Below are 26236 nucleotides of genomic sequence, written 5' to 3' on the forward strand. Positions count from 1 at the left end.
TGGATGGAAAATGACTTATCCAAATTGTTTTATGATATTTGTCCTGACCATAACAGTTTTATTTTGAACTGACTATACTACAGTCGCTGTGCAAAATAACACCCAATAGAATAAGCAAAAAAAGCAGATATCGATTTGATACCTGCTTTTTTGTTTTATAAATTAACCTATAACTCAAAGCCTGATTTTCTAGGCTTTTAAAAAGAATGGCTACTATTTAGGCTGATGTTTAATAATAGTTTTGGCCAAATGATCACCAAACCAAATCGCCGTATCAATATCGCCAGGTCCAGGTGTTTCTTCAGGTGGCCCATCAAGCGACTGCGTCATTAAGCCCAAAAAGCTTGAAAGACGGTTTAAATCATGTGCCTCATGACCTGTGGGCATCAGTGGTAATCCAATCCAGTTCATGCCATGTTGCATAGCGTATAGAGAAATCTGCTGTAATACGGCAAGCTTATCCCCGCTTAGTCCACCAGAGTTGGCGAACGCGGCGGCCCACTTACCTTCCCATTTGCGGTGATACCAGCGCTTTGAGGTTTCATCCATAAAAGTTTTAAATTCAGCCGTCACGCTACCCATGTATACGGCACTACCGAAAACCAGCAAATCAGCCTGATCCAAATAGTCCCAGTCGACATCATGAACATCGACAGCTTTGGCCTGTGCTTGTGGCAATTGCTGATGTGCGCCCTTAACGATTGCTTCAGCGACGCGCTTAGTATGACCATAGTTACTGTGAAAAATAACGGCAATCGATACATTGGGCGTGTTATCAGTGGGTGTAGATTTTAAAGACGATTCGACAGATGTATTCATACAAACTCTAATAATGGCTATAAGTGGTGGGATAAAAATAAGAAAGGATAATACATAAAATAAATCAGTTCATCATGCTCAGCGTTTATATAGAATTACCGCGTACAATAACAAGCGCCATACGCCCTGTAGCGGGCTGCTGTAAATGGGTCTGACGCCGATAAGAGTAATAATGGTCATCCGCATAACTACAGTGTGTCGGTGATGAATTATCTAGCGTTACACCAGCGGCACTTAATTGATCGGCGGCCAGTTTTGGTAAGTCAATTTTAATTTTCTGCACTTCGACGGTAGCGTCATTTAGTCGTTGGTCAGTTGTATTATTCAAGCACTGAATTTGGCTATCATTCTTAGTGACGCCATCAGAGCTTATTACGTATAACGGATCGAAATTATCAATCTCAGACTCAGTCAACAATTGATTTTCGATGCAGCCTGCCAGCAATTGGTCACGGACAGGGCTATCTACTTCATAATTTTGTTGGCTGATACAAACGCCAATCCATGCCTTAATTTGTCCAGACTCAGTAAAATGCTGTACGGTTGCTTGAATAACGCCACATGCAAGCCCTTGCCAGCCAGCATGAATCGCTGCAATCTGACCACTAGCAGGTTGGTATAAAACAATGGGTACACAATCAGCCGTCATTATCGCCAGTCCAACACCTTTTTGCTGACTGACCATCGCATCAGCGGCCATTGGTTCCATACTCAGTGCTGTGGCGTCAATATCATGAATCCGCTTGCCATGAACTTGATTAACCCAATGCAGGCGTTTGATGCGTAAGTGCTGCTTACTCTCTAAAGATAGATTTGCTACTTGCTCATTGATGGTAGCCAGCAAACGCATGCGATTGTCTAATACCGTTGCCGCCTCGTCATTGACGTGCAAACCCAAGTTTAACTCGCCATAACTGGCTTCAATCTGCGATCCTGATTGCTTTTTTTCTGCACCAAAATCACTGAGATTAACAATATTATCATCAGAAACAGTGCTACTAGAAATAATGTCGCTAAAAGTACTGCCACTAGAAAAGGCAGCCGTTTGAAAAACAGCCACGTCATCAATGTGCGCCAGCAATGTCACAGGAAGCTTATTTGTCATGGCTGAGTTACCGTCTTAATGGGTCGTTATTATATTGCTGACAATGCTTTAGTAATTTTTTACAATCTTATTTACGCATCACTGTTTATTCGTCATCATAACCATCACTCAGAACCGCCATTAACTGCTGCATATCTTCAGGCAGTGGCGTCGTCACCTCGATGTCCTCGCCCGTCGCTGGGTGAACAAATCCTAAGGTGTAAGCATGCAATGCTTGACGGGGAAAGTTACTAATTGCTTGACGCTGGGCTTCTGTCAGACCTGAGCGCAGTTGACGACGACCACCATAGATACGGTCGCCTACTATCGGATAAGTGATATGACTTAAATGCACCCGAATCTGGTGGGTTCTTCCCGTCTCAAGCCCGACATCCAACAAGCAATAATTGCCATTAAGTGGGGTCACATTTAACAGATGCGTGACAGCCTCACGTCCTGCGGTCATGACAGTCATTTTGGTACGCTGGTTACGATGACGACCGATTGGCGCGTCAATACGACGGTGGCGCAATAGACTTGCCTGATCACCTGCAACCACACATTTATAGTGGCGATACACTGATTTATCTTTCAACTGATCCATCAGTGCCATTTGTGCTGGCTTGGTTTTTCCGATAAGTAATAGCCCAGAAGTATCTTTATCAATCCTATGCACTAGGCCTGCACGTGGCAGATGGTTCTGCTGCGGATAATGATACAGAAGCGCATTGACCAAGGTGCCTGTCTGATTACCTGCACCAGGATGAACCACCATACCAACAGGCTTATTAATCACTAATACTTCATCATCTTCATAGACGACATCGATATTTATATTTTCTGGCTGATCTTCACCATGTTGCTGCAACGTGGTCGATAAATGCAATACATCATCTGCTTTAACACGAACTTTTGGTCTTTGTACACTGCCGTTATAAAGCAAACTACCATCAGTAATCCAGCCTTGTATCTGTACACGCGAAAAATCTGTAAATATTTGCGATGCCACCTTATCGATACGCAAACCTGACTCATCTTCTGTAACAATATGGGTCATATCAATCGTTACAGGTACGGCTTGACCAGCAATTGGCGCTTCATCATCGTCGCCATCGTCAATATCATCACCCTCTTCATCGTTACTATCCGTCAGCTCGTTGTCAAATGCGTCACTATCTTCTAACAGAGCTTCTTCTTCTGACAAAGCTTCATCATGGACTTTTTCATCAAGCGTTGTTTGATTGTTGTCAGATAACTCATTATTCTTTAAAACGTCGTTTGGCATCGTTGACTCTTGTGCTGATGAATCAGTATCTAGCGATTGATTCGGTGGTAAATGGGTAGTCATAGCATTATTATTCATGGCAGATTTATATATGGCAAAGTCCCTAGCATCGTTTTGCAAGGCAACTCTAAAGGTAAGTTTATAAACAAATAGACTGTCGTTCGCTGATTGGTAACTCGTCATCCAAATAATCGTTGTCAAAAAAGCGAGGGCAATATCGCGATAGTGTACCATGCCGAGCGCTTAAGCCCTATAGAAGCGATGCGTTATCTGTCGTTTTTTGATTACAGCTCATTGTTTAAAGCATTAGCGATTAACTCTCTAGAATATGACATTGCTGTAATTTACTGTATATTTGTCAATGCTGGCGAGATTCAATATCGCTCAAAATCGCCGCTCATGTTAAAATGCCAAACTGACATCAACTATGACGTGGTATCTTGGTGGCAGACTGTCTTATATCTTGCAAACCTCATCATAATTGAGCAGATAAACAGTCTTTAACGCAGTGGCATCAAAAAGATAAGCTGATTTCTTAAGCCTAACACTAAAATGCTGTCATACTGCGTCAACCATTTAGTCAAAGAGTCAGTGGTGGCTGCTTATAACGACTCATCATGACATTACTACAATATAGATGGTGAAAAAATAGACGAAGCGAACGTTATTCTATAAAGTGGAGCCATATTTTGCTGTATGCTATGGCACTATATTTTAGAATACCGCTATTTTATTAGAATTGGATGTGATCTTGAGCCAATATCACCTTCGATAAAAATTATGCTAATAATGCGTTCGTTTAACTATAAGCATATTCAATAGTAGACCGTTACCTGATGCCATACGCATCGTTTTTATTATTAACCTTTTATATATCATGATAGCGCTGCTGTTATTATGTATCTTGTGTCGGAGAAGAAGTATGCAAGCTGTTGGCAATACGTTTATCAAACTGTCCTCAATAACCCTGCTTGCGCTAAGCGTGAACCTAGTGGGTTGTCAGACTTTTAAAAACCTGACTGGCGGTAAAGATGTCGATGCGGTAGAAACTGCCGAAAAGTCAGAGCAAAATTACTATAATGACGCCATCACCCAAATTGATAAAGGTCGCTATAACCAAGCCATCGAAGATCTGACCAGTCTGCGTACCTTTTACCCTACCGGACAGTATGCTGAACCAGCATTACTCGACATGATGTACGCACAATATTCAAGCGGTGAGTATGAAACGGCAGCAGCCAGTGCCGAGCAATTCATCCGTCTATACCCTTCTAATCCGCAAGTCAGCTATGCTTACTATGTGCGCGGTGTGGCCAATATGCAAGGCTCATCAGAGGGCTTAAAATTATTTAAGCTAAATCAAGCCGAGCGCGATACGGCATATTTACGTATCGCCTTTGCAAACTTTCAAGAGCTTATCAACAAATACCCTAACAGTCCTTATACGCCCGATGCTGCTCAGCGCATGACCTTTATCTATAATCAGTTTGCTGAAAGTGAGATGAGCGCCGCCAATTGGTATATCGAGCGCGAAGCATATGTTGCCGCAGTCAACCGTGCCAAATGGGTATTTCAATATTATCCGCTCAGTGAATCAACGCCAGAAGCCATTGCTATCCTTGCTTATAGTAACGGCAAGTTGGGTCTAACAGACTTGGCGAATGAGTACAAAACTTTATTGCAGATCAACTACCCAGATTGGTTGACCAATGACGGCCGCGTAAAATTAAAAACCAAACGTGATAGCACTTGGCTAAACAAAGTGACTTTTGGCAAGCTTGGGCGTTCAAACATAACAGATAAGACAGCCGCAACTGGCGCATACAATGGCGCAACCAAGACTCAGATGATTCGTAATGCAAATCAATTAAGACTGCCTAGCGAAAATACTACCAATGCACCTGTCGCCAACGACTTCTCTTCTCGTAATAGCGGTCTCAATATAGGCTTAGATTTGCCTGAGGCTTCAGCGGAAAGAGTGACTAGTCAATCGAGCACTGGCTCTACGGCTAGAGAAGCGAACGTTGATCCACAAAATATAAATCCAACGCGCCGCACGACCTTACCTGAAACTAATGACAGCATTATGCTAACGCCATCGAGCAATGACACAGATATGAATAACAACTAATTATTTTCGTTAATTTTATATCATCTATTGCCTATCATAAATAATAAGGTCAACGCTCAGTTGGCCTTATTTTTCTGTCTCTACTCTATAATCTCTGCCCCACCTAATTGACCTATGGTAAACTGTTTTTTGTATGAGCATTCCTAACCATATCCTCGAGCAACTAAATAGCCAAGCTGACTTAGTCAGTATTATTGGGCGTCATACCACGCTTAAACGTGCGGGAGGCGAATATAAAGGCTGCTGCCCTTTTCATGGCGAAAAGTCCCCTTCTTTTTATGTTAATCCACAAAAAAACATCTACCATTGCTTCGGCTGTAGTGTCGGTGGCAACGCCATTAGTTTTTTGCGCGACTATGAAAACCTAACGTTTATTGAAGCGGTCAATGAGCTGTCAAAACAAACGGGTATCGAAGTCCCAAAAGAAGAGCAACAAAACGTCAGTTATCAGCGCACCAAGCAGCAACCGGCCGTAAAACCAGCTGCCAAAGCACCCCATACCAAAGTACCCGCTGATCATCAATCATCAGTAAATACAGCGTCTAATCCTCAAGATCAGAATACCCAAGCTAATACAGATCCGCTTGCCTACGATGATAACAGTCACTATGGAAACAGTAGCTACGAAAATTACCCGCCACTAGACGTCTACGACTCAGCGCCTTATGCAAATGATTCTTATAGTTCAGACTATGAAAGCGGCCATGATAGTAGCTATCCGCCTGCATGGCTGACAGGCACTGATGAGACCACAGATCTGCATGGTATAAATAATCATGCGGATAAAGACGGCAACTTATATGAGCTATTAGAGCAAATACAGCAATTTTATCAACATAGTCTCACGACCCATCCTCATGCCAAGCATTATTTTTTATCGCGTGGTATTACCGAAGACATCTTTGAGACCTTTGGTTTGGGTTATGCGCCCTTTGGTTGGCAGCATCTTGAGCATCAGTTTCCGCAAGATATCGCTGGTCTAAAAGCGCTTGGTTTGGTTCGCAGCTCAGAGTCTGGGCGAGATTATGATCTATTGCGCGATCGCGTGATCTTTCCCATTCGAGACAATCAAGGTCGTACCATTGGTTTCGGTGGTCGAGCGCTCGATGATGACGTCAAACCTAAATATATCAATTCCTCAGACTCGCCCGTCTTTCATAAGCAGCATGTGTTGTATGGCTACTATGAATCACGCCAGCAGCGCGCTGATAACTGGCTCGTGGTCGAAGGCTATATGGATGTAATTGCCCTTTATCAAGTGGGCATTTATGGTGCCATCGCCTCTATGGGCACGGCGATTAACGAGAGTCAGATATCACGGTTATTAACGTTAAATCCTACTTTGACATTAAGTTTCGATGGCGATAGTGCTGGACAAAAAGCTGCTTGGCGCACGCTTGAAGTGGCGCTGCCTGTGCTGGCTGATGATAAAGAACTGCGGTTTTTGACCTTACCCAATAATCATGACCCTGACACCTTTATTAAAAGTCAGGGCAGCGATGCCATGCGTCAACAAATTACCAATGCTATGCCGCTCTCACAGTATATATTTGCGTACTTGAGCGAGCGTTATGACTTAACTTTGGTAGAAGGCAAAGCCAAGCTTATGTCTCAGGTGCGCTCATTGACCACCGCCTTACCCAAAGGCAGTAGCTTTCGTTATTTACTTAATAATGAGATTTATCAAAAGCTTGGCGGCAAACGCAGTCAAAACGTTGAGGCCAAAGATGCGCTACTAGATTTTGATGGTGACATGACCATCAGTCAGCAATTGCAGCTCTGCTTTTTGTTTCAGCCGCGGGCACTGCTTGATGACCCAATTGAGATGATTTGGCAACAGGCCGGTATCAATGGTTTACATCTGCCGGCCCATATCAAACAAAAAGCATCGCCCGATATATTGCGTGCATTGGCTTGGGAAGATCTGCAAGACACGGCGCTCATTGATATCGTGACTACCATCAAACGCTGTCTTACTTACTTGCCAAAAGATGCCAACGCTGCGGCGCACTTTATCTTATCTAATCTAAAACCGATCACTCAAGAAACGCTTAGCCGTAGCTGGAGTGGATTTTATAAGACATTGACGGCAAGGAATATCTTGAGCTTGGATGAGCAGATTGAGAACTTGGTTATGCAGTTGCTCAAACTACATCTACAAAAGAAGATGCAAGATTTGATAAAAAATCCTGACCATATCAAGCTGGCGATTGTCCGAAAACAATCACAGTTATTGAATGATTGGTTGCGCGCACAGCAAGCTGAGCAATCAGCACAGATGGTCACGGTTCAATCTTAATTTTTAATTCTCAGATGATACCTCTTTAAAAGTATCGTAGCTGCCCCCACTAATAATGATTATGCCCAGTAGCATATCTTGCACCATAAACATTTAGCTGATAGCAAATAATCAGTAAAAAATGATTGGAAGGCATCACTACCTCGTGCTTGACTACTGTGGTCTGTGTTAAACTATGTCGCTGTGTATTTATAGCACTGCTTAGTGAATGATTATGAGCATGCATCGTTTAACGCAAATTTTAGGTATTATTTTTAAGTAGCTGTTTTTGAGAGGCTATTATTTTTTAGATATTGTTCTTTTGAAGCTTTTTTAATTTTTAGCTGTTTTTCAGCATTGTTATTGTAGTGTTTTGAGCCTTTATTCATATCAACTCATTTTTGATATTATTGACAACCTCTACGCCATATTTTGATCAATCGATTGATAAGATCAACGCAACCAGCAAGCGATAGCGAGTCACAATATAAAAATGTCCGATGCAAGTAAGCGAGTATTTATGAACGATAAGTCAGTTTCTAAGTCCACATCTCAGCTGGCCACCTTAATCCAGATGGGTAAAGAGCAAGGGTATCTTACCTATGCTGAGGTGAATGACCAACTGCCCGACTCTATTACCGAAAGCGATCAGATCGAAGATATTGTGCAAATGCTAACTGACGTTGGTATTAAAATCTTTGAATCAGCCCCCGATGCCGATGACATCTTGATGAACGACGATTCAAGTGATGATGACATGGCAGCGGATGAGGCAGCGGCTGTATTGGCCTCTGTTGAGACTGAACCTGGTCGTACTACCGATCCTGTGCGTATGTATATGCGTGAAATGGGTACGGTCGATCTACTCACCCGCGAAGGTGAGATTGCCATTGCTAAGCGTATCGAAGAAGGTATTCGTGACGTGCAGCATGCGATGTCTTTTTGGCCAGGTACGGTACAGTTTGTCCTTGATGAATATCAAAAAGTACAAGATGGCGAGAAAAAACTTTCTGATGTCATCACAGGTTTCTTAGATCCAGAAACCGAAGAAGACAAAATTGCTGCTCAAGAAGCAAAAGAGGCAGCAAAAGAAGAAAGAGAGCGCATCAAAGAAGAGAAAGAAAACCCGCCTGTTATCAAAGCAAAAGCCAAAGCAGCGTCGCTTGATGACGATGATGAAGACGATGACGACTCTGAAGAAGAAGCCGAAGAAGAGACCAGCGGTATTGATCCAGAAGAAGTACGTTTGCGTTTAGAAGAGATCGAAAACCTCTTTATCAAAGCCAAACAAGCCTTGCTAGATTATGGCCGTGGTAGCGTGCAAGCTGACGAGGCTTACGCTTTACTCGCAGAACGCTTTATGATGTTGAAGTTGAACAATCGCTTGTCAGACCAAGTCATGGCTATTATGCATGATGTTTATGACGACGTGCGTAAGCAAGAGCGTCAAATCATGCGTTTGGTCATTCGCCGTGGTCGTATGCCGCGTGAAGAATTCCGTAAAACGTTCCCAAGTAATGAAACCAATGTTGATTGGCTCATTGAGCGTATCAAAGGCAAGCCTGCGTTTGCTGGTACGTTAGAAAAAGTCACCGATGACGTTATCTTATTACAACGTCGCATTCGTGATTACGAGCAACAGCTCGACATGAAAATCCACGATATGAAAGACGTGGCGCGCCGTATGGCAATTGGTGAAGCAAAAGCTCGCCGTGCCAAAAAAGAAATGGTCGAAGCTAACCTACGTTTGGTGATCTCTATCGCCAAAAAATATACCAACCGTGGTCTACAGTTCTTGGATCTTATCCAAGAAGGTAATATCGGTCTGATGAAAGCGGTCGATAAATTTGAATATCGCCGTGGTTATAAATTCTCCACGTATGCAACGTGGTGGATTCGTCAGGCAATTACCCGCTCTATCGCTGACCAAGCACGCACGATTCGTATCCCTGTGCATATGATTGAGACTATCAATAAGATCAACCGTGTCTCACGTCAGTTGCTACAAGAAATGGGACGCGAGCCAACACCTGAGGAATTAGGTGAACGCTTAGAGATGGACGAAGTTAAAGTCCGTAAAGTACTAAAAATTGCCAAAGAGCCTATCTCAATGGAGACGCCAATTGGTGACGATGAAGATTCGCATTTAGGAGACTTCATCGAAGATGGTACTATCTCAAGTCCTGTAGATGATGCAACGGCTGCTGGACTACGTGAAGCGACTCGTGATGTGCTTGGCAACCTCACTGAGCGTGAAGCGCGTGTATTGAAAATGCGTTTCGGTATCGATATGCCAACTGACCATACGTTAGAAGAAGTCGGTAAACAGTTCGATGTGACGCGTGAGCGTATTCGTCAGATTGAGGCAAAAGCATTGCGTAAATTGCGTCATCCATCACGCTCTGAGCACTTGCGTTCTTTCCTTGAGAACGACTAATCCTTTAGTAATCTAAACATAAAAAAGCCGAGTTTATCTTGGCTTTTTTTGTGCCTGCTATATAGGTTTAGCGATCACCGAGATTAGGCACTATAGATAGAGAATAATAAAATCACTACAGTACTACTGGAATGAATTTTCGAAGCCTCTGTCAGCAACGACACAGCAAGCGAGAAAAATTTATACCAGTAGTATCTGACTATGGATGTATCGATTTAACTTTTCGTTGACTATATTACGCCACGTCATAACCTATAATTTTTGGTTCTTTAAGTACTAATTGCCTTCCAAATTCACTCTAAATAAGTATAAATAATATCAAGCCCCATTCTTCCAATCAAAAAAATCAACAGGACTAAAAAGCCGATTCGAATAAAACGACTTCCATATCTAAGCGCGAGAAACACGCCGACAATTGCCCCAAGAATATTACAAATGGCTACCAGTAGCCCCACTTTCCACAGTACATTACCAGAAGGGATAAAAAATAAAAGTGCAGCAGTAAATGTCCCCATATTAATTAGTTTTGCTGAGGCTGATGCATTTAGGAAATCAAAACCAAATCCTCGAACAAACAGGAACAATAGAAAACTTCCACTACCTGGACCAAATAACCCATCATAAAATCCAATTAATCCACCGAAAATTGTTCCTTTAGTTATTTCTAATTTACTCCCTATTAACTGCTGATGTGTCGTCCCCAGATCCTTTTTTACGAACGTATAAATAGCCATTATAACAAGCAGAAGAAATACTACGACCTGCATTGCCTCCTTTGGTATTAAAGACACTGACATAGCACCTAAATAAGCAAACAAGAAGGCAGATAAAGCTGTAGGTATAACAATTTTCCAAACAATATTAACGCGTTTCATATATTGAAATATAGATGACAATGTGCCGGCCCATACAGCAATTTTATTCGTTCCAAATACAGTTGTGATTGTATATTCTGGTAGAGCATGAAGTAAGGCTGGCACCAAAACTAATCCCCCACCTCCAACTGCAACATCAATTAACCCACCGAAAAATGAAAAAAGACCTAACGTATAAAGATCAATAGACATATTTTAATTCGTCATGTTAAACATACATGCTCTATCAAATGCTGCTTAAATGCTGCGATAGGAACATGCATGTTGATTGATTTCACTCTATCAGTGCTTGATGAAGGGCACGAAAAGATTTGCCAACTTTGGCATTGTAATGGAGCATTACTCGTCTCAACTGTTCAATGTCAAAAGAGATATTATGCAATCGAGAATAAACGTGTGCCGCTGCTAAAGCATGCAGCTCAGCTTTGTTCCTCGACCTCCATAAGGTTAATTTATTGGACAGATAAATAAAAGTGATTTATATTGAGTCGATAACTCATTTTAAGTGACTGTTTATGGAACTATCTCAACTCCTCATGTTTAAAAAAGTTGCAGACCTTGGAAGTATTGCAAGAGCAGCTGAACAACTCCATTGTGTTCCCTCCAATATAACGGCGAGGATCAAGAATTTGGAGGAAGAGTTAGATGAGTTGCTGTTTATTCGAAAAGGGCGAGGACTGGTTCTTAGTCCTTCTGGAGTCATATTTTTAGAATATACGAATAAAATTATCACCCTTTGTGATGAGGCCAAAAGGTCTATCAGCTTTGGAACCACCCCTACAGGTAGGCTTAGTATCGGTGCCATCGAATCTTCAGCGACAAGTCGATTACCTAAGCTATTGTCGACATACCATCAAACCTATCCAGAAGTAACAATTGAGTTTTCTACTGACACATGGAAAAACTTAGAGAATAAGGTGTTAAAACACGAAATTGATGGTGCTATCATTGCGGTTAAAAGTGCTCACCCTAAGATTAATTGTGAAAAGATTTATGAGGAAGAGTTAGTCATAATTGCATCTTCTATGTTTGACAACATTGACTCTGCAGAAAGCTTAATTGGGAAGAATATCTATATGTGGCCTGATGGTTGCCCATATAGAAAAGCACTAGAAAATTGGTTATCAGAGAGTAACATTTCTGTTCCCATTACTAGCATAGCGAGTTATGGGACTATCCTAGGATGCGTGAGCTCTGGGACAGGAGTATCGTTGGTTCCCAAAGGTATATATGAACAGTTCAAATCATTAGATGGTATTAAGGGGTATTCAATTTTTGAATTAAAACCTATTCATAATTATTTTATTTGGAATAAAGAAACAGGCTACCATAGCGCGAAAGATGCATTTCTAGAACTCATAAAAACAGTGTTTTAGAAGAAAACCTCTCCTGTCCTTGCTCTAACTTAATATCTTTAAATTTATGCCAATCTAGGCTTTACAGATTTCAATTCTGTATTAGAATCACCCTTTACTCTCAGCAGTACATTTATACCCTATCGCTAGGAAACTGACATGATTGTCCGGCAAACACCACATCCTCTCAAAATATTTTTTACCCTGCGTGGATCAATCATTCCAAAAATCTATCCGCAAATTTTGCTGGTGACTCTCCTCAGCACCGTCATCACGATTATTCAACACAAGTTTCCCGACTCTTTCCCCTATTATGGTATGGCTACTTTTACCTTATTAGGTATCGCGTTATCGTTGTTTCTTGGATTTCGTAACAACGCAAGCTATCAACGTTGGTGGGAAGCTCGCGGATTATGGGGTCAGTTAGTATATGATGCCCGCAGCCTAACTCGCCAAGTGCTTTCTTTTATAGACAATGAAGAAGAGATTGGACATAATGCTCAGCAAAGTATGGTGCACCTGACCATCGCGTTTACTCATGCTGTGCGTCATCGATTACGTGATACTGAGCCTTGGCAAGATGTCGAACGTTTTGTCAATCCAGTGCATCATAAAAGCATGCGCCAAGCACAGAACTTACCGGATTATCTGATGCGCTTAATGGGTAAGCAGCTCGGCGATATTCGGCGTCAGCAACTGGTGTCGGAGCAAATCATACAAAATATGGACGAGCGTCTGACTTCTATGACGATTGTTTTGGCAGCTTGTGAGCGTATTCATAATACGCCGCTACCGTTTGCTTACATGCTACTGGTACATCGCACAACTTATCTGTATTGCATTATGCTGCCCTTTGGCTTGGTGTCCTCACTAGGCTGGGCGACTCCTTTAATCTGCGCGGTGATAGCCTATACCTTTTTTGGTCTTGATAGGCTTAGCGAGGAGTTAGAAGAACCATTTGGCTTAGCTGCCAACCAACTGCCCCTGATTGCCCTATCACGAACTATTGAGATCAACTTATTAGAAGCACTGGGAGAGACGGATATTCCGCCTGATATCGCTCCTGTTAACGGTTATTTACCATGATGGTTTGATTGATTACCTAGCGTCTTGCTAATGATTCATAGCCATTACCGCACTTGAATAATTCTTCGTATGACACTATAAATAGGAAATAACACGACTATCCTCAATAAACATGACCATTTAAAAACTGAATCTATCAAGAGATTCAGTACGTCTCAGGTTTTGGCTTTCGTTAAGAGCGATAGTTTACTAACTAACATTTTCATAAAAGTAAGGCACACATTATGAGCGACGATCCAAAAGACACCACCAAACAAAACACTAATAATCAAGCGTCTGAAAAAGAAATCGAAATGACGGACATGACACCTAATGAAGGTGTCCTAAAAGGCAAAAAAACGGATATCCAAAATCCTGAGCTTTGGGACTTTCCGATGAATTACCCGTTGAGCATCATCGGTCACGAAGGCGAGCATGAAAGCTTACTTAATGAAGTGAAGCTTATTTTGGGCAGTCAGTTCCCTGATTTTGATTTGGCTTCTATAGAGGTTAAGCCCTCCAAAACGGGTCGTTTTCACTCAGCGCGAGTCAATTTATACTTAACGGCCGCTGACCAAGTCAATGTGCTTTATGCATCACTTGATAATGCCAAAACTGTTCGTATGGTTGTTTAGAAAAAGCAACCCCTTTTTCTTCCAAATCGTCGCTCATATGGGTGGCGATTTTTTATGGTTTAATGTACAATTTGTACCCGAAATATTCATGACATAACAGTGATTATGGCCAGTTAATTAGACAATATATAAAAATTAAATTAGCGCTATTTTTTACAAAACTTTTATTATATTTATCATTGCCCTCCATCCCTTATCCCATCGTCCTTTGCTAAAATTTGGACACGCTGCAACCTCTTAGCAACATAGTTTTCATCTAAAATCAATATAGCATTTTCAAAAATTTCCCGCTATATTGTGCCTACCAATTAACAAACACGCTATATGTAGTACTCAGTGATTTTAACCGTCACTATGAGTAGTGGTCACTTTTTGCTCAAAAAAAGAGCAGTCAACACTATTATTCAACGTGGTTTGATGAGTGGCGTGATAAAAAAGAGTGAGCGGGTTTTACCGTTTAACGAATAATATAAGCAACCAAAAATAGAGGCCAGCATGACACATATTGATAAAATCCAAGTGACCAAACGTGACGGACGATTAGAGCTTATTGATTTGGATAAAATCCATAAGGTAATCGAGTGGGCAGCTCACGATTTGGAAAACGTGTCTGTGTCTCAAGTTGAGCTAAAGTCGCACATCCAGTTTTATGAAGGCATCAAGACTCGTGATATCCATGAGACTATTATCAAGTCAGCGGCCGACCTAATCTCTGAGACCACGCCTGACTATCAGTACCTAGCAGCGCGTTTGGCGATCTTTCATCTACGTAAAATTGCTTACAATAGATTTACACCGCCACACTTATACGATCACGTAAAAAAGCTAACAGATGCGGGCAAATACGATCAACATATTCTGACTGACTATAGCCGTGCCGAATTTGATGAGTTAGAAGAATACCTTGACCACTGGCGCGATATGAATTTGGCGTATGCCGCCGTTGAGCAAATGGCGGGTAAATACCTCGTCCAAGATCGCGTGAACAAAACCGTGTTCGAGAGCCCGCAGTTCTTGTACATGCTCGTTGGTATGTGCCTGTTTAGCCGTTATGAAAAATCAGAACGTTTGAACTACGTGAAGCGCTTCTATGATGCTACCTCAGAATTCAAAATCTCACTGCCAACGCCAATCATGGCAGGTGTGCGTACACCATCGCGCCAGTTCAGCTCGTGCGTATTGATCGAATGTGGTGATAGCCTAGACTCAATCAACGCGACCACCAGCGCCATCGTACGCTACGTGTCACAGCGTGCTGGTATTGGCATCAATGCAGGTCGTATCCGTGCCCTTGGTAGCCCTATTCGCGGCGGTGAAGCACAACATACTGGCTGTATTCCATTCTACAAACTGTTCCAAACCGCAGTGAAATGCTGCTCACAAGGCGGCGTACGTGGCGGTGCAGCAACGTTGTTCTACCCATTGTGGCATTTGGAAGTTGAGTCACTCTTGGTACTCAAAAACAACCGCGGCGTCGAAGACAACCGTGTCCGTCATATGGACTACGGCGTTCAGTTAAATAAAACAATGTATACCCGCCTCATTAAAGGTCAAGACATCTCGCTATTTTCTCCGGGCGACACGCCTGGTTTGTATGATGCGTTCTTTGAAGATCAAGATAAATTCGAAGCGCTATATACCAAATACGAAAATGACTCAAGCATTCGTAGTCGTCAAATCCCAGCAGCAGACTTGTTTAGCCTAATGATGCAAGAGCGTGCCAGCACGGGTCGTATCTACATCCAAAACGTCGATCATTGCAACACGCACAGCCCATTTGATGCAACGGTTGCGCCGATTCGCCAGTCAAACCTATGTATGGAAATCGCCCTACCGACCAAGCCACTTGATAATATCAATGACGAAGCAGGCGAAATCGCGCTTTGTACGCTATCAGCGGTTAACTTGGGTAAAGTCGAAAACGTCAGCGATATCGAAGAACCAGCCGAGCTGATCGTCCGTGCGCTTGATGCCCTGCTCGACTATCAAGACTATCCAGTCAAAGCGGCTCAAAACGGCAGTATGCGTCGCCGTACGCTAGGTGTTGGCGTGATTAACTATGCTTATTACCTTGCCAAAAATGGCGTGCGCTATTCAGACGACAGCGCGCTTGGTCTGACCCATCAAACATTTGAAGCGTTGCAATTCTACCTCTTGAAAGCGTCAAACAAATTGGCAAAAGAGCAAGGCGCTTGCCCCGCGTTCAATGAGACAACCTACTCGCAAGGTATCTTGCCGATTGATACGTACAAAAAGGACTTGGATAAAATCTGCCAAGAGCCGCTACACCTAGATTGGGAAACACTACGTGGCGAGATCACTGAGCACGGACTACGCAACTCTACCCTAACCGCCTTGATGCCATCTGAGACCTCTAGTCAGATCGCCAACGCGACCAATGGTATCGAGCCACCACGCGGTCTGGTCTCTATCAAAGCGTCAAAAGATGGCATCTTAAAGCAAGTCGTGCCTGAGATTGATAAGCTAAAAGATCAGTACGAGCTACTATGGCAAATGCCTAATAATGATGGCTATATCAAGCTCGTCGCTATCATGCAAAAGTTCGTCGATCAAAGTATCTCTGCTAATACTAACTACGATCCGGTTCGTTATGAAGGCGGCCGTGTACCGATGAAGATATTGCTTAAAGACTTGCTCAACGCTTATAAACTAGGTGTAAAGACGTTGTACTACCATAACACGCGTGATGGTGCGAACGATGTCCAAGCGGATATGGAAGATGATTGTGCTGGTGGTGCATGTAAGATCTAGGTTTGCAAAAAGTGGACTCAGCTTTGGGGCTGGGTTCGCTTATTAAGAATTTATATTTGAAAATGTATATTGGGTGAAGGTTGTGACACCCAATTGTTCAAAGTAGATGTATTGGGTTTCATTTTCGATAGTAGTATATATTGTCACTAACTGGAGTAGTTATGGAAGTATATAAATACCGTACTTTAAATGAAGATAATATCGATAGCTTAAAAGAAAACTATTTTTGGGCAGCTTCTAAGAAAACTTTAAACGATCCATATGAAGGAACTTACTCTACAGAAATGATAGATGACTTTTTCGAGAAAATCAGTTCATTAGGAAAAATAGATTCTTCCAAAGATCTAAGGGAAAGTTTCAACTCTCTTGAAAAGAAGATTTCAGAGTGCAGTATATTTTCACTAAGTAAGGATTATGCTATCAATAGTTTATGGGCATACTATGCTGACAACCATAAAGGTATATGTATTGAATATGATTTGGAAGAATTAATATCAAAAAACGTGCCTATGTATCAACATTTTGATATTAATTATGTGGATAACCCCTTAAGTATCAGTATGAATGATGTTATATCTGAGAATATATTTAAAATAACTATTGGTACTAAAGAGCTATCTTGGTCAAACGAGCAAGAATATCGTATTATTAGCGATATACCTGAGAAGAACTATCATAGATCCGATGCTATTAAATCTATATTTTTTGGATTACAAACATCAAAAGATGAAAAAGAAAATTTGATGCAAATTTTAGCCAATAGAAATATTCAGTTTAAACAAATTTGCAAAGATAATAATTGCTATAAGCTATCGTCATATAATATTAACAACCCTTTTGATGTTGACAATAAAGTTACCGAAATAGAAATACCTAAATATATTGTACCTGAAGAAAAATATGTTAAAGATGAATATAAAGAATATATACCGTATTTATATAAGGTAGCACAGTTCATGCTATCCTATTCAGATTGTTTAGAATTACATGATATAAACTTTTCTCAAAAGTCTACTATAGAAAATCCAATTATTTATGCAAACTTTAAAGAAAAAAACTCTATTTATTATTCTAGACAAAAATTATTTAGTGTAAAAAGTATGGGCAATAACAAGATATAAACCTAACGTATGTTGGATCGAGCTTGAAACACCAAAATATTAGGCTTTGATCCAAGTTATGAATAAAGCAAAAAGCACCTGTGATGAGTGCCCATCATCATACTTTACACTTAGCTCGAAGATGGCAAGTTTATGCCCTAATTGCGCTCACAAACTTTATGGCTATTTAAATTGTAGCCATCATTTTCCAGATGGTGTTTGTGTAGAGTGTGGTTGGAACGGTCAAGAGTCTGATTATGTAAAAGACTTATTAAAGTGCGCTTAGCATATCGATTTTATAAAATAATTGAAAAGGTGCATGGAATTTACCCTATGCCTACTAAATAGGTTGGATAAAATGCAGCTGTCTTCACCAATCATTTATAAACGCTCCGCTAATGCAATAACTTACCGTGATGGTGGTTCACTTGAATTAAGATTCGCCGCAGATAACGACAGAAAATATTGTATATTTATGGAAGTTGTTCATGCCTCACCAGATGATTGCAAACGTTATCAACCGCCAATGCTATTTAAAGAGTCATTTGACATAAATAACAGTAAGCCTGAAGACTTTATCGGCTATTTAAATTGGCAACAGATTAAAGGCTTGATTAGCGAAATTAGAATGGATATCGGTCAAGATTTCAAGAAACATTCTGATAGCGTATATTTCGAATTGATTGGAAATATTGCGAATAATAATGGTTGGCTTATCAAGTAAAATACTTTGGCTTTACCGCTATAATTAAAACATACAGATAGAACTAAAACGACGGAGGTCACGTGCAATATACCGCAATCATCAAAGACGGTGGTTTGTTTATCCCAAACGTATTTTCAGACCTCAACGATGGTGGCTCGCATATCGTACAAGTCGAAGTTGATATTGCAGACGTGCGTCAGCAGTTAAGCGCAAGCGTAGAGTTAAAGACAGCAGCGCCGAAACCACCCAAAAAACAAGTAAAGAAGCAGACCAAAAGAGAAATACAAAGAACAGCGGAAAATGCTGACTTGGGCACACTGCGTAAAAGCGCCCTCGATGAATTGGAAGCATTAGATGATGGTGAGCTGAGTGAAATCTTCAAAGCCTATATGAACGATGGGCAAGCATCATCACAGATATCACTAGAGAACCTATAATCTAAATAGCTATCATCCAAAACTTTGTAATAATATCAAATTAAAGCCAGTCAAATCCATATACATTAACAAACGTATCACTTATAAAGGCAGTCCCATGACTTACTCGATTTTTTCTCAAACGCCAAACAATGCGCTAAAAGAGCCGATGTTCTTTGGTCAGCCAGTCAACGTGGCGCGCTATGACCAACAAAAGCACCCAATCTTTGAGCAATTGATAGAAAAGCAACTGTCGTTCTTTTGGCGTCCAGAAGAAGTTGATGTGTCACGCGACCGTATGGATTTTAGCAATCTGTCCTCGCATGAGCAGCATATATTTTTGAGTAACCTCAAGTATCAGACCCTACTTGACTCTATCCAAGGTCGTAGCCCAAACGTCGTGTTATTGCCGCTGGTGTCTATTCCTGAGCTTGAAACGTGGATTGAGACATGGTCGTTCTCCGAAACCATTCACTCACGCAGTTATACTCATATTATTCGTAATATCGTCAATGACCCAAATATTATCTTTGACGACATTATGCAAAATGAGCATATTTTAGGACGTGCCTCTGATATTGCTCAGTACTATGATGATCTGTACCGCAACTCACAATTATATAGCTTGTACGGTGCTGGCACGCACAATATCAATGGCGAGCAAGTTACGGTTGATTTGAGATCATTAAAAAAACAGATGTATCTTTGCATTATGGCGGTTAACGTATTAGAAGCCATTCGTTTTTATGTGTCATTTGCCTGCTCGTTCGCCTTCGCTGAGCGCAAGCTGATGGAAGGCAATGCCAAGATTATCAAGTTGATCGCACGTGATGAAGCGCTGCATTTGACGGGTACTCAACACATGCTGAATCTCATGCGTAACGGTCGTGACGATCCTGAGATGGTTGAGATTGCCGCAGAATGTTACGAGGACAGTATCGAAATCTTCCGTAAAGCGGCCGAGCAAGAAAAAGAATGGGCAGGTTATCTATTCAAAGACGGTTCGATGATTGGTCTAAATAAAGATATTTTGTGCCAATATATTGAGTTTATTACTAACTTGCGTATGGAAGCCGTTGGTTTGCCATCAGTATTCCCGAAATCAAAATCAAATCCGATTCCGTGGATTAATACGTGGTTGTCTTCTGATAACGTGCAAGTTGCGCCGCAAGAAACAGAAATCAGCTCATACTTGGTTGGTCAGATTGATTCTGATTTATCAGACAGTGACTTTGATGACTTTGAATTATAAAAGCTTTGAGCTGTAATGACTTTGAACGGTAATGGCTTTGAGCGGTAATGACTTTGAGCGGTAATGACTTTGAGCTGTAACTGTTTAAATTCTGATGCCTGTAATGACATAAAATATTTGATAAATGAATAAAGCAACGCGCAATATAAATGGCAATACGGCAGGAAAATTGAGATATAGATAGAGAACAATAAAATCACTACAGTACTACTGGAATGAATTTTCGAAGCCTCTGTCAGCAACGACACAGCAAGCGAGAAAAATTTATACCAGTAGTATCTGACTATGGATGTATCGATTTAACTTTTCGTTGACTATAGGATCAACTATGACTTGGGTAATGACGAGTAAGAAGCAGTTTTACTTGCACGATGATGAAAGTCTGCTTGATGGCCTACTGCGCACTGGGCATGAGGTCAATTATCAATGCCGAGAGGGTTATTGTGGCAGTTGCCGAATCAAACGTATTGCCAGCTCACATATCATCGATTACCCGTTTAACCCGCTTGCGATGATTGAGGATGATGAAATCCTGCCCTGCTGCTGCCGTGTGCAAGGGGTTATTTATATCAATCATGAACCTATCGTAGAGTAACAAACTACTGATCAAAAATTAAAATTAGCATTAAAAAAAAGCGCGCTGTCTGTCGAGACAACGCGCTTTTTATTTTTTTATTCTATCCCTATTTTACGACAACCATTATAAAGGCGCGCCATCTCGTTCAAATAGTTGCAGTAACTCTTCACGCATGCGGTCACGCTCTGCCTCTGACATCATGGGCACTTCTTGTGTTCCATCCTCTAGATTTGGTTGACCTGCACCGCCAAGCGTTTCATCATGAAGCACTACTGGTTGCTCAACTGACTCTTGTGCTGGACGCTCTTCTAACTGTATCTTCACTTGCGCATTTTTACCTTTGCGCAATATCTGGGCATTTAGCTCGCTGTCGGGTGCTTTGCGAGCGACGTACTGAATCAGGGTGTTGGCATCGGTCATTTCTACCCCATCAATCGTCAAAACAATATCGCCAACACGCAAACCGCTTTTGGCCGCTGGACTACCATCGACGACTTTTAGCACCTCTACACCCGTCGAGGTTTCAAGCTGAGTTGGATCGCGTAATTGTGATTGTATCTCGATACCCAACCAACCACGGCTGACGCGACCATTCTTAATCAAGCCATTCATCACTTGCTCTACGATCGACGTTGGAATAGCAAAACCAATCCCCATCGAGCCACCAGAGCGTGAAAAAATCAAGGTGTTGATACCCACCAATTCACCGTGAGCATCGACCAGCGCGCCACCTGAATTGCCCGGATTGATAGCCGCATCGGTCTGGATAAAGTCTTCAAACTTACTGACCCCAAGCCCAGTACGACCCGTCGCTGATATGATACCTTGAGTAACTGTCTGACCCACACCGAATGGGTTACCAATGGCCAATGCTAAATCACCAACACGAGCAGGATCTTTACGGAAACCTAATGGTGTTAATCCTGTCATATCTACTTTAATCACCGCCAAATCACTGTCCGGATCAGTACCAACAATTTTCGCGCGGCTTTTGCGGCCATCATTAAAGGCGACGACAATTTCATCTGCTTTTTCGATAACGTGAGCATTGGTCACGATATAGCCATCTTCTGATACGACGACGCCAGAGCCTAAGTTGGTATTGCCCTGCTCCTGTGATGGATCGCCATGATCCTCAAAAAATCGGCGCAAAACAGGATCATCCATATAAGGGTGCTCAGCCATCGTTTGCGTGGTATAGATATTGACAACCGACTGCGACGCACGGGCGACCGCATTGTGATAAGAAGAAATAGGCGCTGGAGTGTCAGCAGCAGGAGCCGACGCTTGCTGCTCAGCGGCCGTGGTTCTCGGTGGCTCCCACGTAGCATTCGATGTCGTCTTCATACTCGTAAATAACCAAATAAAAGCTACAATCACTATCAGTAACAAAACCCAAGGCAACCACTTTACGACAGACGCCTTGTTATTGGTGTTCCGAGATGACGACATATAAAACCTCTATAAATTTGATACAGACAGACGAAGATACCTAAGGCAAAAGCGTGTTGACCATTAACTACAATATACAATTCGTTAAGTACAATGCATTAAGTAGCCACAGCTAACTAAATACCCACGGTTGTGCAATACTTATTTAAGCGTAATACCATTTGATAGATATACGTATGCAAATTATAACCGCCCCCACTACCAAGTTGTCACGTATCGTGTACCATTTCAGTTATTAGCTTTGTCTACTCTTTTACAGCACCATGCTAAAATAGCAGTTATCAGAAATATTCGTTATGACAAGCCCTATATTAATTATCAAGGCTTGCTCTACTGCAATAATTATAAGGAAAGCAAAACAATGACAACCAGTGATATCTCAACTGAACGCTCTTCTGCTATTGAGCATTCTTCTACTACCGTTAGCGTACAAGATCTAACGCAATTTTGTGACGATTATTTGTCGGCAGACGCTTTTAAAGATTATGCGCCAAACGGCTTACAAGTAGACGGTGGACGAGCGGTTCAACGTGTCGTCACAGGCGTGACAGCTTGCGACGCGTTGATTGATGCGGCGATTGCTGACAATGCAGATGCCATTATGGTTCATCATGGATATTTTTGGAAAGGCGAGCCTGCCCCTCTTACGGGAATGAAAGGCCAACGTATACGCAAACTGATGCAAAATGGCATCTCTATGATAGGCTATCATCTACCGCTTGATGCTCATCCTACTATTGGCAACAATGCCAAGCTTGCTGAATTACTTAATATGACCATCACTGGTGCTCTTTATCCTAATGAGGCGCACCCTGTTGGGAACATAGCCACTTGCACACCGCAGAGTGCGCAAAGTCTCATTGAGCAAATTACCCAAGCATTAGGACGTTCACCATTACATATTTCTGCGAATTATAATGTATCGAATAGGACTAATATTGATGTGGATGATAATAGGCTAATCGGACGTGTGGGTATCTGTACAGGTGGCGCACAAGATATGATCGAGCAAGCAGCCATGATGGGCTGTGATGCGTTTATCTCAGGCGAGATATCAGAGCGCACCACTCATATCGCACGCGAGCTTGGCATTGATTATTTTGCCTGTGGTCATCATGCGACAGAACGTGGTGGCATCCAAGCGTTAGGAGATATTATTGCTCAGCAGTTTGGGTTACCTGTGACCTTCATTGATATTGATAATCCCGCTTAAACCCATAGTTGTTATGAAAACACAGTCATTATGAACACACAGTCATTATCAACAGATAGTAATTAGATTCAGTTTATAAGTAGTTTTTGGATGTTGTTTTAGGATTTTAAAGGCAACTGCTTTTCTCATAACATGTGACTTTTATTGCTCTAATCTTAGCTAATGTATAGATAATAAGATTATTTTTAACCGTCTATAGCCCGATTGTTAAGTTTTATCGCTAATTTCTTAACTTAACTTGAATAATACAATTTGCAACCGCATATTACTAAGTGAAGAAAGAACGTCTTGTCATGAGACGTCCCATTTATTATAGCTTCCGGTTATAGCGCTTGAATGATGGTAAATGTCCAAAATTCTATTTTTTGTATGGCGACTGTTTTGTACGATAGATGAGAGCTTGGATATTCTACTAGCGAAGTTATTATGTCTGCACGATATATTTTTAGCAGCCTAATATTTTCTGATTTCAGCGTCGCAATAACGGCTTATGGTTACCTGCTTGATAGTGTATTTTTATAATTGCTTTATTAACTATCGAATAGGGTCGCTCGCCGCTATTGCTGAACAAAAATATCATTAATCCTGCCTCTGTTATGAACCATTCAAAGAGCCAGTCGTTATTGGTATCAACGTAGCAAAATTGAACGATAATTTAGTGTCACTACCTTACTATCCTATCGATCAATTAAGCTACGGCTTGTTTTGATAACTTACTCATGACCTTACCTGTGTTTACTGTAATAGCTTTTTTATCTTTAGCCCTATCTATTTATCGATGAAGGAATCATCTGATTTATATCCTTCGCAGCATGGTGCGTCCATGTTTTTACATGAGTACTTTAAGAGTAATACTTTAATCCTCTTAAGTGATATGTCGATAGATAAACAGCTAATGAAAAACTGTATCGCCCGCGTTATAAAATATTTATTGGCGGTACTGTTTATTAGTTATTAGCATTATTATAGTTAAACAAGCTGATCTTGCGCTTATATTATTAAAAAGTGTGATACCAGCCAAAATGTTGTATGGATGTATGGGTCGTTTATGAGCATGCGTTCATTAATATTTTAGGGTAAGTAGGATGGCTAAAATCAGGAGACATCCATGCAGCGTATTACTTATCGTGTAAAAGTATCTGCGCAAGAGACCAAACGCCGTATTCCTTATTTATTGCGTCCCTCTGAACGCCTACTAAGCACTAAAAGTAACATCGTTTCATCCGTTACCCCAAAAAAATCGACGCGTTTTGCTCGAACTAAAAAGTTGATGCAGATTTCTAGTATCGCCCTTCTCTCATTACCTGCTGAGAGTCTGACGATAGTCGGTGCGCAGATGCCAGCCTATGATAATGTCATGCAACATAATACCTTAACCATTGCCGCTGTCCCAGGTGATAGCACTTATTTTGCTACTGATGGTTTTCAACATGGCTTTGGCTATGATTTGGTACGTGCTTATGCTGACGAGCTGGGTGTTGATATTGATTTAAAAGCTTATGCCAATGAAGAAGCTGCACTGAAAGCCGTACGATCCGGCAAAGCAGATATGGCATTGACCACGGCCAGCACTCAGCTAAAGAGCCAGCTTAATTTATCGTCTGTTAATGTCAGCTGCGGTTACGATACAAGCCTAACAAAGAACGGTTTGCATCCAAAAGTTAGCTGGACGTTTAGTTCGGCTAATGACCCATTGTCAAAAAAAGCCAGTTACTTTTTATGTGACAGTATCAAGCTGCAAAGTACGCAAAAGCTGGCTTCCTTTTATAATCAAAACCTACTGAAAGATTCTTATAGTCAAGATCATTTCCAAAAAACACTGACAGAAAAGTTGCCTGATTATCAGTCTTCTTTTAAAGAACAAGCACGTAACTATAATCACGATTGGGAATTACTGGTAGCGATGGGATATCAAGAGTCACATCTTGATGCCAATGCGGTATCGCCAACGGGTGTTCGTGGCCTCATGATGCTGACCAATAACACAGCCAAAGCGATGGGTGTCTTAGATCGCGTTGACCCTTATCAAAGTATCGGTGGCGGCGCACGTTATCTAGAGCAGATGAAAGATGACTTTGCTGATGTACCAAAAACTGACCGTATTTGGTTTGCGCTTGCTGGTTATAATATGGGCCCGAATGCGATCAAAAGCATTCAGCGTACATTGAGAGATCAAGGTATCGATGATAAAAATTGGGCAAACATTTATGCATATTTAGCGGACAATAAAGCCTCTAATAGTCGTTATGGCCAAGCGATGCATTACGTCAGTAATATCAGAAGCTATCTTGAGACGATAAAGACTCACAGCGTTTAATGATATAGTTGGTGAAAAGTTACATCGATATATCAATCGTTAGATACTACGGATATAAATTTTCCTTGCTTGCTGCGGCTCTGCAGACAGAGGCTTCAAAAAATTCATTCCAGCAGTACTGTCACGCTTTTATTGTTTTTTAACTAGGGCGTGTTGAACATTCAACCATGGCACTGACGGAAACTATTTTTTAGGCGATTCGACGTTAAAAATCGTAAGTTTAGTCATTCTAAGCATCTTTTTTTAACAATGAAGCGGCAAAAAAGAGTTCTATCCCTATGGGCTGATGCTAAAATTGCCCCATACTACGTTGCAATTCTAGCTAAGGTATCAACATTATCGTCGACTTGCTCCTTGTTTGGCGCTATTTTAGCCATCAGCAGTGCCTATCTGTGAATGTTCAACACGCCCTATACATATTTAACTATATAATGTTGCAGACACTTTCATTTGAGACTCACCAAATA

General features: G+C 41.4%; 19 protein-coding genes. 14 read left to right on the forward strand and 5 right to left on the reverse strand.

The genetic code is table 11. The features are described 5' to 3' along the window. Positions 1-213 precede the first annotated feature (213 nt). From JMX48_RS10840 to JMX48_RS10850, 3 genes are all read right to left on the reverse strand, one after another. Entirely contained in the window at positions 214-819 is a 606-nt protein-coding gene (locus JMX48_RS10840) for a flavodoxin family protein (protein ID WP_201537646.1), read from the reverse strand. 85 nt (positions 820-904) lie between these two features. After that, positions 905-1924, reverse strand: coding sequence for a polyphenol oxidase family protein (locus JMX48_RS10845; RefSeq protein ID WP_201537648.1), 1020 nt, complete (start codon positions 1922-1924; stop codon positions 905-907). A gap of 85 nt (positions 1925-2009) precedes the next feature. Next, complete coding sequence (locus JMX48_RS10850) at positions 2010-3251, reverse strand: RluA family pseudouridine synthase (RefSeq protein WP_201537734.1); 1242 nt, start codon at positions 3249-3251, stop codon at positions 2010-2012. Between the two features lie 859 nt (positions 3252-4110). Between JMX48_RS10850 and JMX48_RS10855 the strand changes: the two genes are divergently transcribed. From JMX48_RS10855 to rpoD, 3 genes are all read left to right on the forward strand, one after another. Further along, positions 4111-5319 (forward strand): outer membrane protein assembly factor BamD, encoded by a 1209-nt coding sequence (locus JMX48_RS10855; RefSeq protein ID WP_201537650.1) that lies wholly within the window; start codon positions 4111-4113, stop codon positions 5317-5319. 133 nt (positions 5320-5452) lie between these two features. After that, positions 5453-7618: a DNA primase gene (locus JMX48_RS10860; RefSeq protein WP_201537652.1), complete on the forward strand. Its 2166-nt coding sequence runs from the start codon at positions 5453-5455 to the stop codon at positions 7616-7618. A 499-nt stretch (positions 7619-8117) separates the two neighbouring features. Then, on the forward strand, positions 8118-10034 hold the full coding sequence (gene rpoD / locus JMX48_RS10865) for an RNA polymerase sigma factor RpoD (RefSeq protein ID WP_201537654.1): 1917 nt from the start codon (positions 8118-8120) through the stop codon (positions 10032-10034). Between the two features lie 293 nt (positions 10035-10327). Here rpoD and JMX48_RS10870 read toward each other — a convergent pair whose 3' ends face one another. After that, positions 10328-11101 (reverse strand): sulfite exporter TauE/SafE family protein, encoded by a 774-nt coding sequence (locus JMX48_RS10870; RefSeq protein WP_201537656.1) that lies wholly within the window; start codon positions 11099-11101, stop codon positions 10328-10330. A 323-nt stretch (positions 11102-11424) separates the two neighbouring features. Between JMX48_RS10870 and JMX48_RS10875 the strand changes: the two genes are divergently transcribed. From JMX48_RS10875 to yfaE, 9 genes are all read left to right on the forward strand, one after another. Beyond that, positions 11425-12285, forward strand: coding sequence for a LysR substrate-binding domain-containing protein (locus JMX48_RS10875; protein WP_201537658.1), 861 nt, complete (start codon positions 11425-11427; stop codon positions 12283-12285). A gap of 138 nt (positions 12286-12423) precedes the next feature. Beyond that, positions 12424-13350, forward strand: a complete 927-nt coding sequence (locus tag JMX48_RS10880) for a bestrophin family protein (RefSeq protein WP_201537660.1) — start codon at positions 12424-12426, stop codon at positions 13348-13350. A gap of 293 nt (positions 13351-13643) precedes the next feature. Continuing rightward, positions 13644-13964, forward strand: coding sequence for a DUF493 domain-containing protein (locus tag JMX48_RS10885; RefSeq protein WP_320158148.1), 321 nt, complete (start codon positions 13644-13646; stop codon positions 13962-13964). Positions 13965-14459: 495 nt separating this feature from the next. Then, entirely contained in the window at positions 14460-16736 is a 2277-nt protein-coding gene (gene nrdA / locus JMX48_RS10890; RefSeq protein ID WP_201537664.1) for a class 1a ribonucleoside-diphosphate reductase subunit alpha, read from the forward strand. A 161-nt stretch (positions 16737-16897) separates the two neighbouring features. Beyond that, positions 16898-17857 (forward strand): DUF2971 domain-containing protein, encoded by a 960-nt coding sequence (locus tag JMX48_RS10895; protein ID WP_201537666.1) that lies wholly within the window; start codon positions 16898-16900, stop codon positions 17855-17857. Positions 17858-18194: 337 nt separating this feature from the next. After that, positions 18195-18560, forward strand: a complete 366-nt coding sequence (locus JMX48_RS10900) for a hypothetical protein (RefSeq protein ID WP_201537668.1) — start codon at positions 18195-18197, stop codon at positions 18558-18560. A gap of 62 nt (positions 18561-18622) precedes the next feature. Continuing rightward, complete coding sequence (locus JMX48_RS10905; RefSeq protein ID WP_201537669.1) at positions 18623-18979, forward strand: hypothetical protein; 357 nt, start codon at positions 18623-18625, stop codon at positions 18977-18979. A 97-nt stretch (positions 18980-19076) separates the two neighbouring features. Beyond that, positions 19077-20210 carry a class Ia ribonucleoside-diphosphate reductase subunit beta gene (gene nrdB / locus JMX48_RS10910; RefSeq protein WP_201537672.1) on the forward strand — a complete coding sequence of 378 codons (1134 nt, stop codon included), beginning with the start codon at positions 19077-19079 and terminating at the stop codon, positions 20208-20210. A 328-nt stretch (positions 20211-20538) separates the two neighbouring features. Beyond that, complete coding sequence (yfaE, locus tag JMX48_RS10915) at positions 20539-20805, forward strand: class I ribonucleotide reductase maintenance protein YfaE (protein WP_201537674.1); 267 nt, start codon at positions 20539-20541, stop codon at positions 20803-20805. A gap of 105 nt (positions 20806-20910) precedes the next feature. Here the strand turns inward: yfaE and JMX48_RS10920 are convergent, their stop codons facing one another. Continuing rightward, positions 20911-22239, reverse strand: coding sequence for a S1C family serine protease (locus tag JMX48_RS10920; protein ID WP_201537676.1), 1329 nt, complete (start codon positions 22237-22239; stop codon positions 20911-20913). 361 nt (positions 22240-22600) lie between these two features. Here JMX48_RS10920 and JMX48_RS10925 point away from each other — a divergent pair, with 361 nt between their 5' ends. Continuing rightward, positions 22601-23452: a Nif3-like dinuclear metal center hexameric protein gene (locus tag JMX48_RS10925; protein WP_201537678.1), complete on the forward strand. Its 852-nt coding sequence runs from the start codon at positions 22601-22603 to the stop codon at positions 23450-23452. Positions 23453-24560: 1108 nt separating this feature from the next. After that, positions 24561-25769 carry a transglycosylase SLT domain-containing protein gene (locus tag JMX48_RS10930; RefSeq protein ID WP_201537680.1) on the forward strand — a complete coding sequence of 403 codons (1209 nt, stop codon included), beginning with the start codon at positions 24561-24563 and terminating at the stop codon, positions 25767-25769. The last annotated feature ends 467 nt before the right edge of the window (positions 25770-26236 follow it).

The sequence above is a fragment of the Psychrobacter immobilis genome, from assembly GCF_904846225.1.
GTDB classification, from domain to species: domain Bacteria; phylum Pseudomonadota; class Gammaproteobacteria; order Pseudomonadales; family Moraxellaceae; genus Psychrobacter; species Psychrobacter immobilis_F.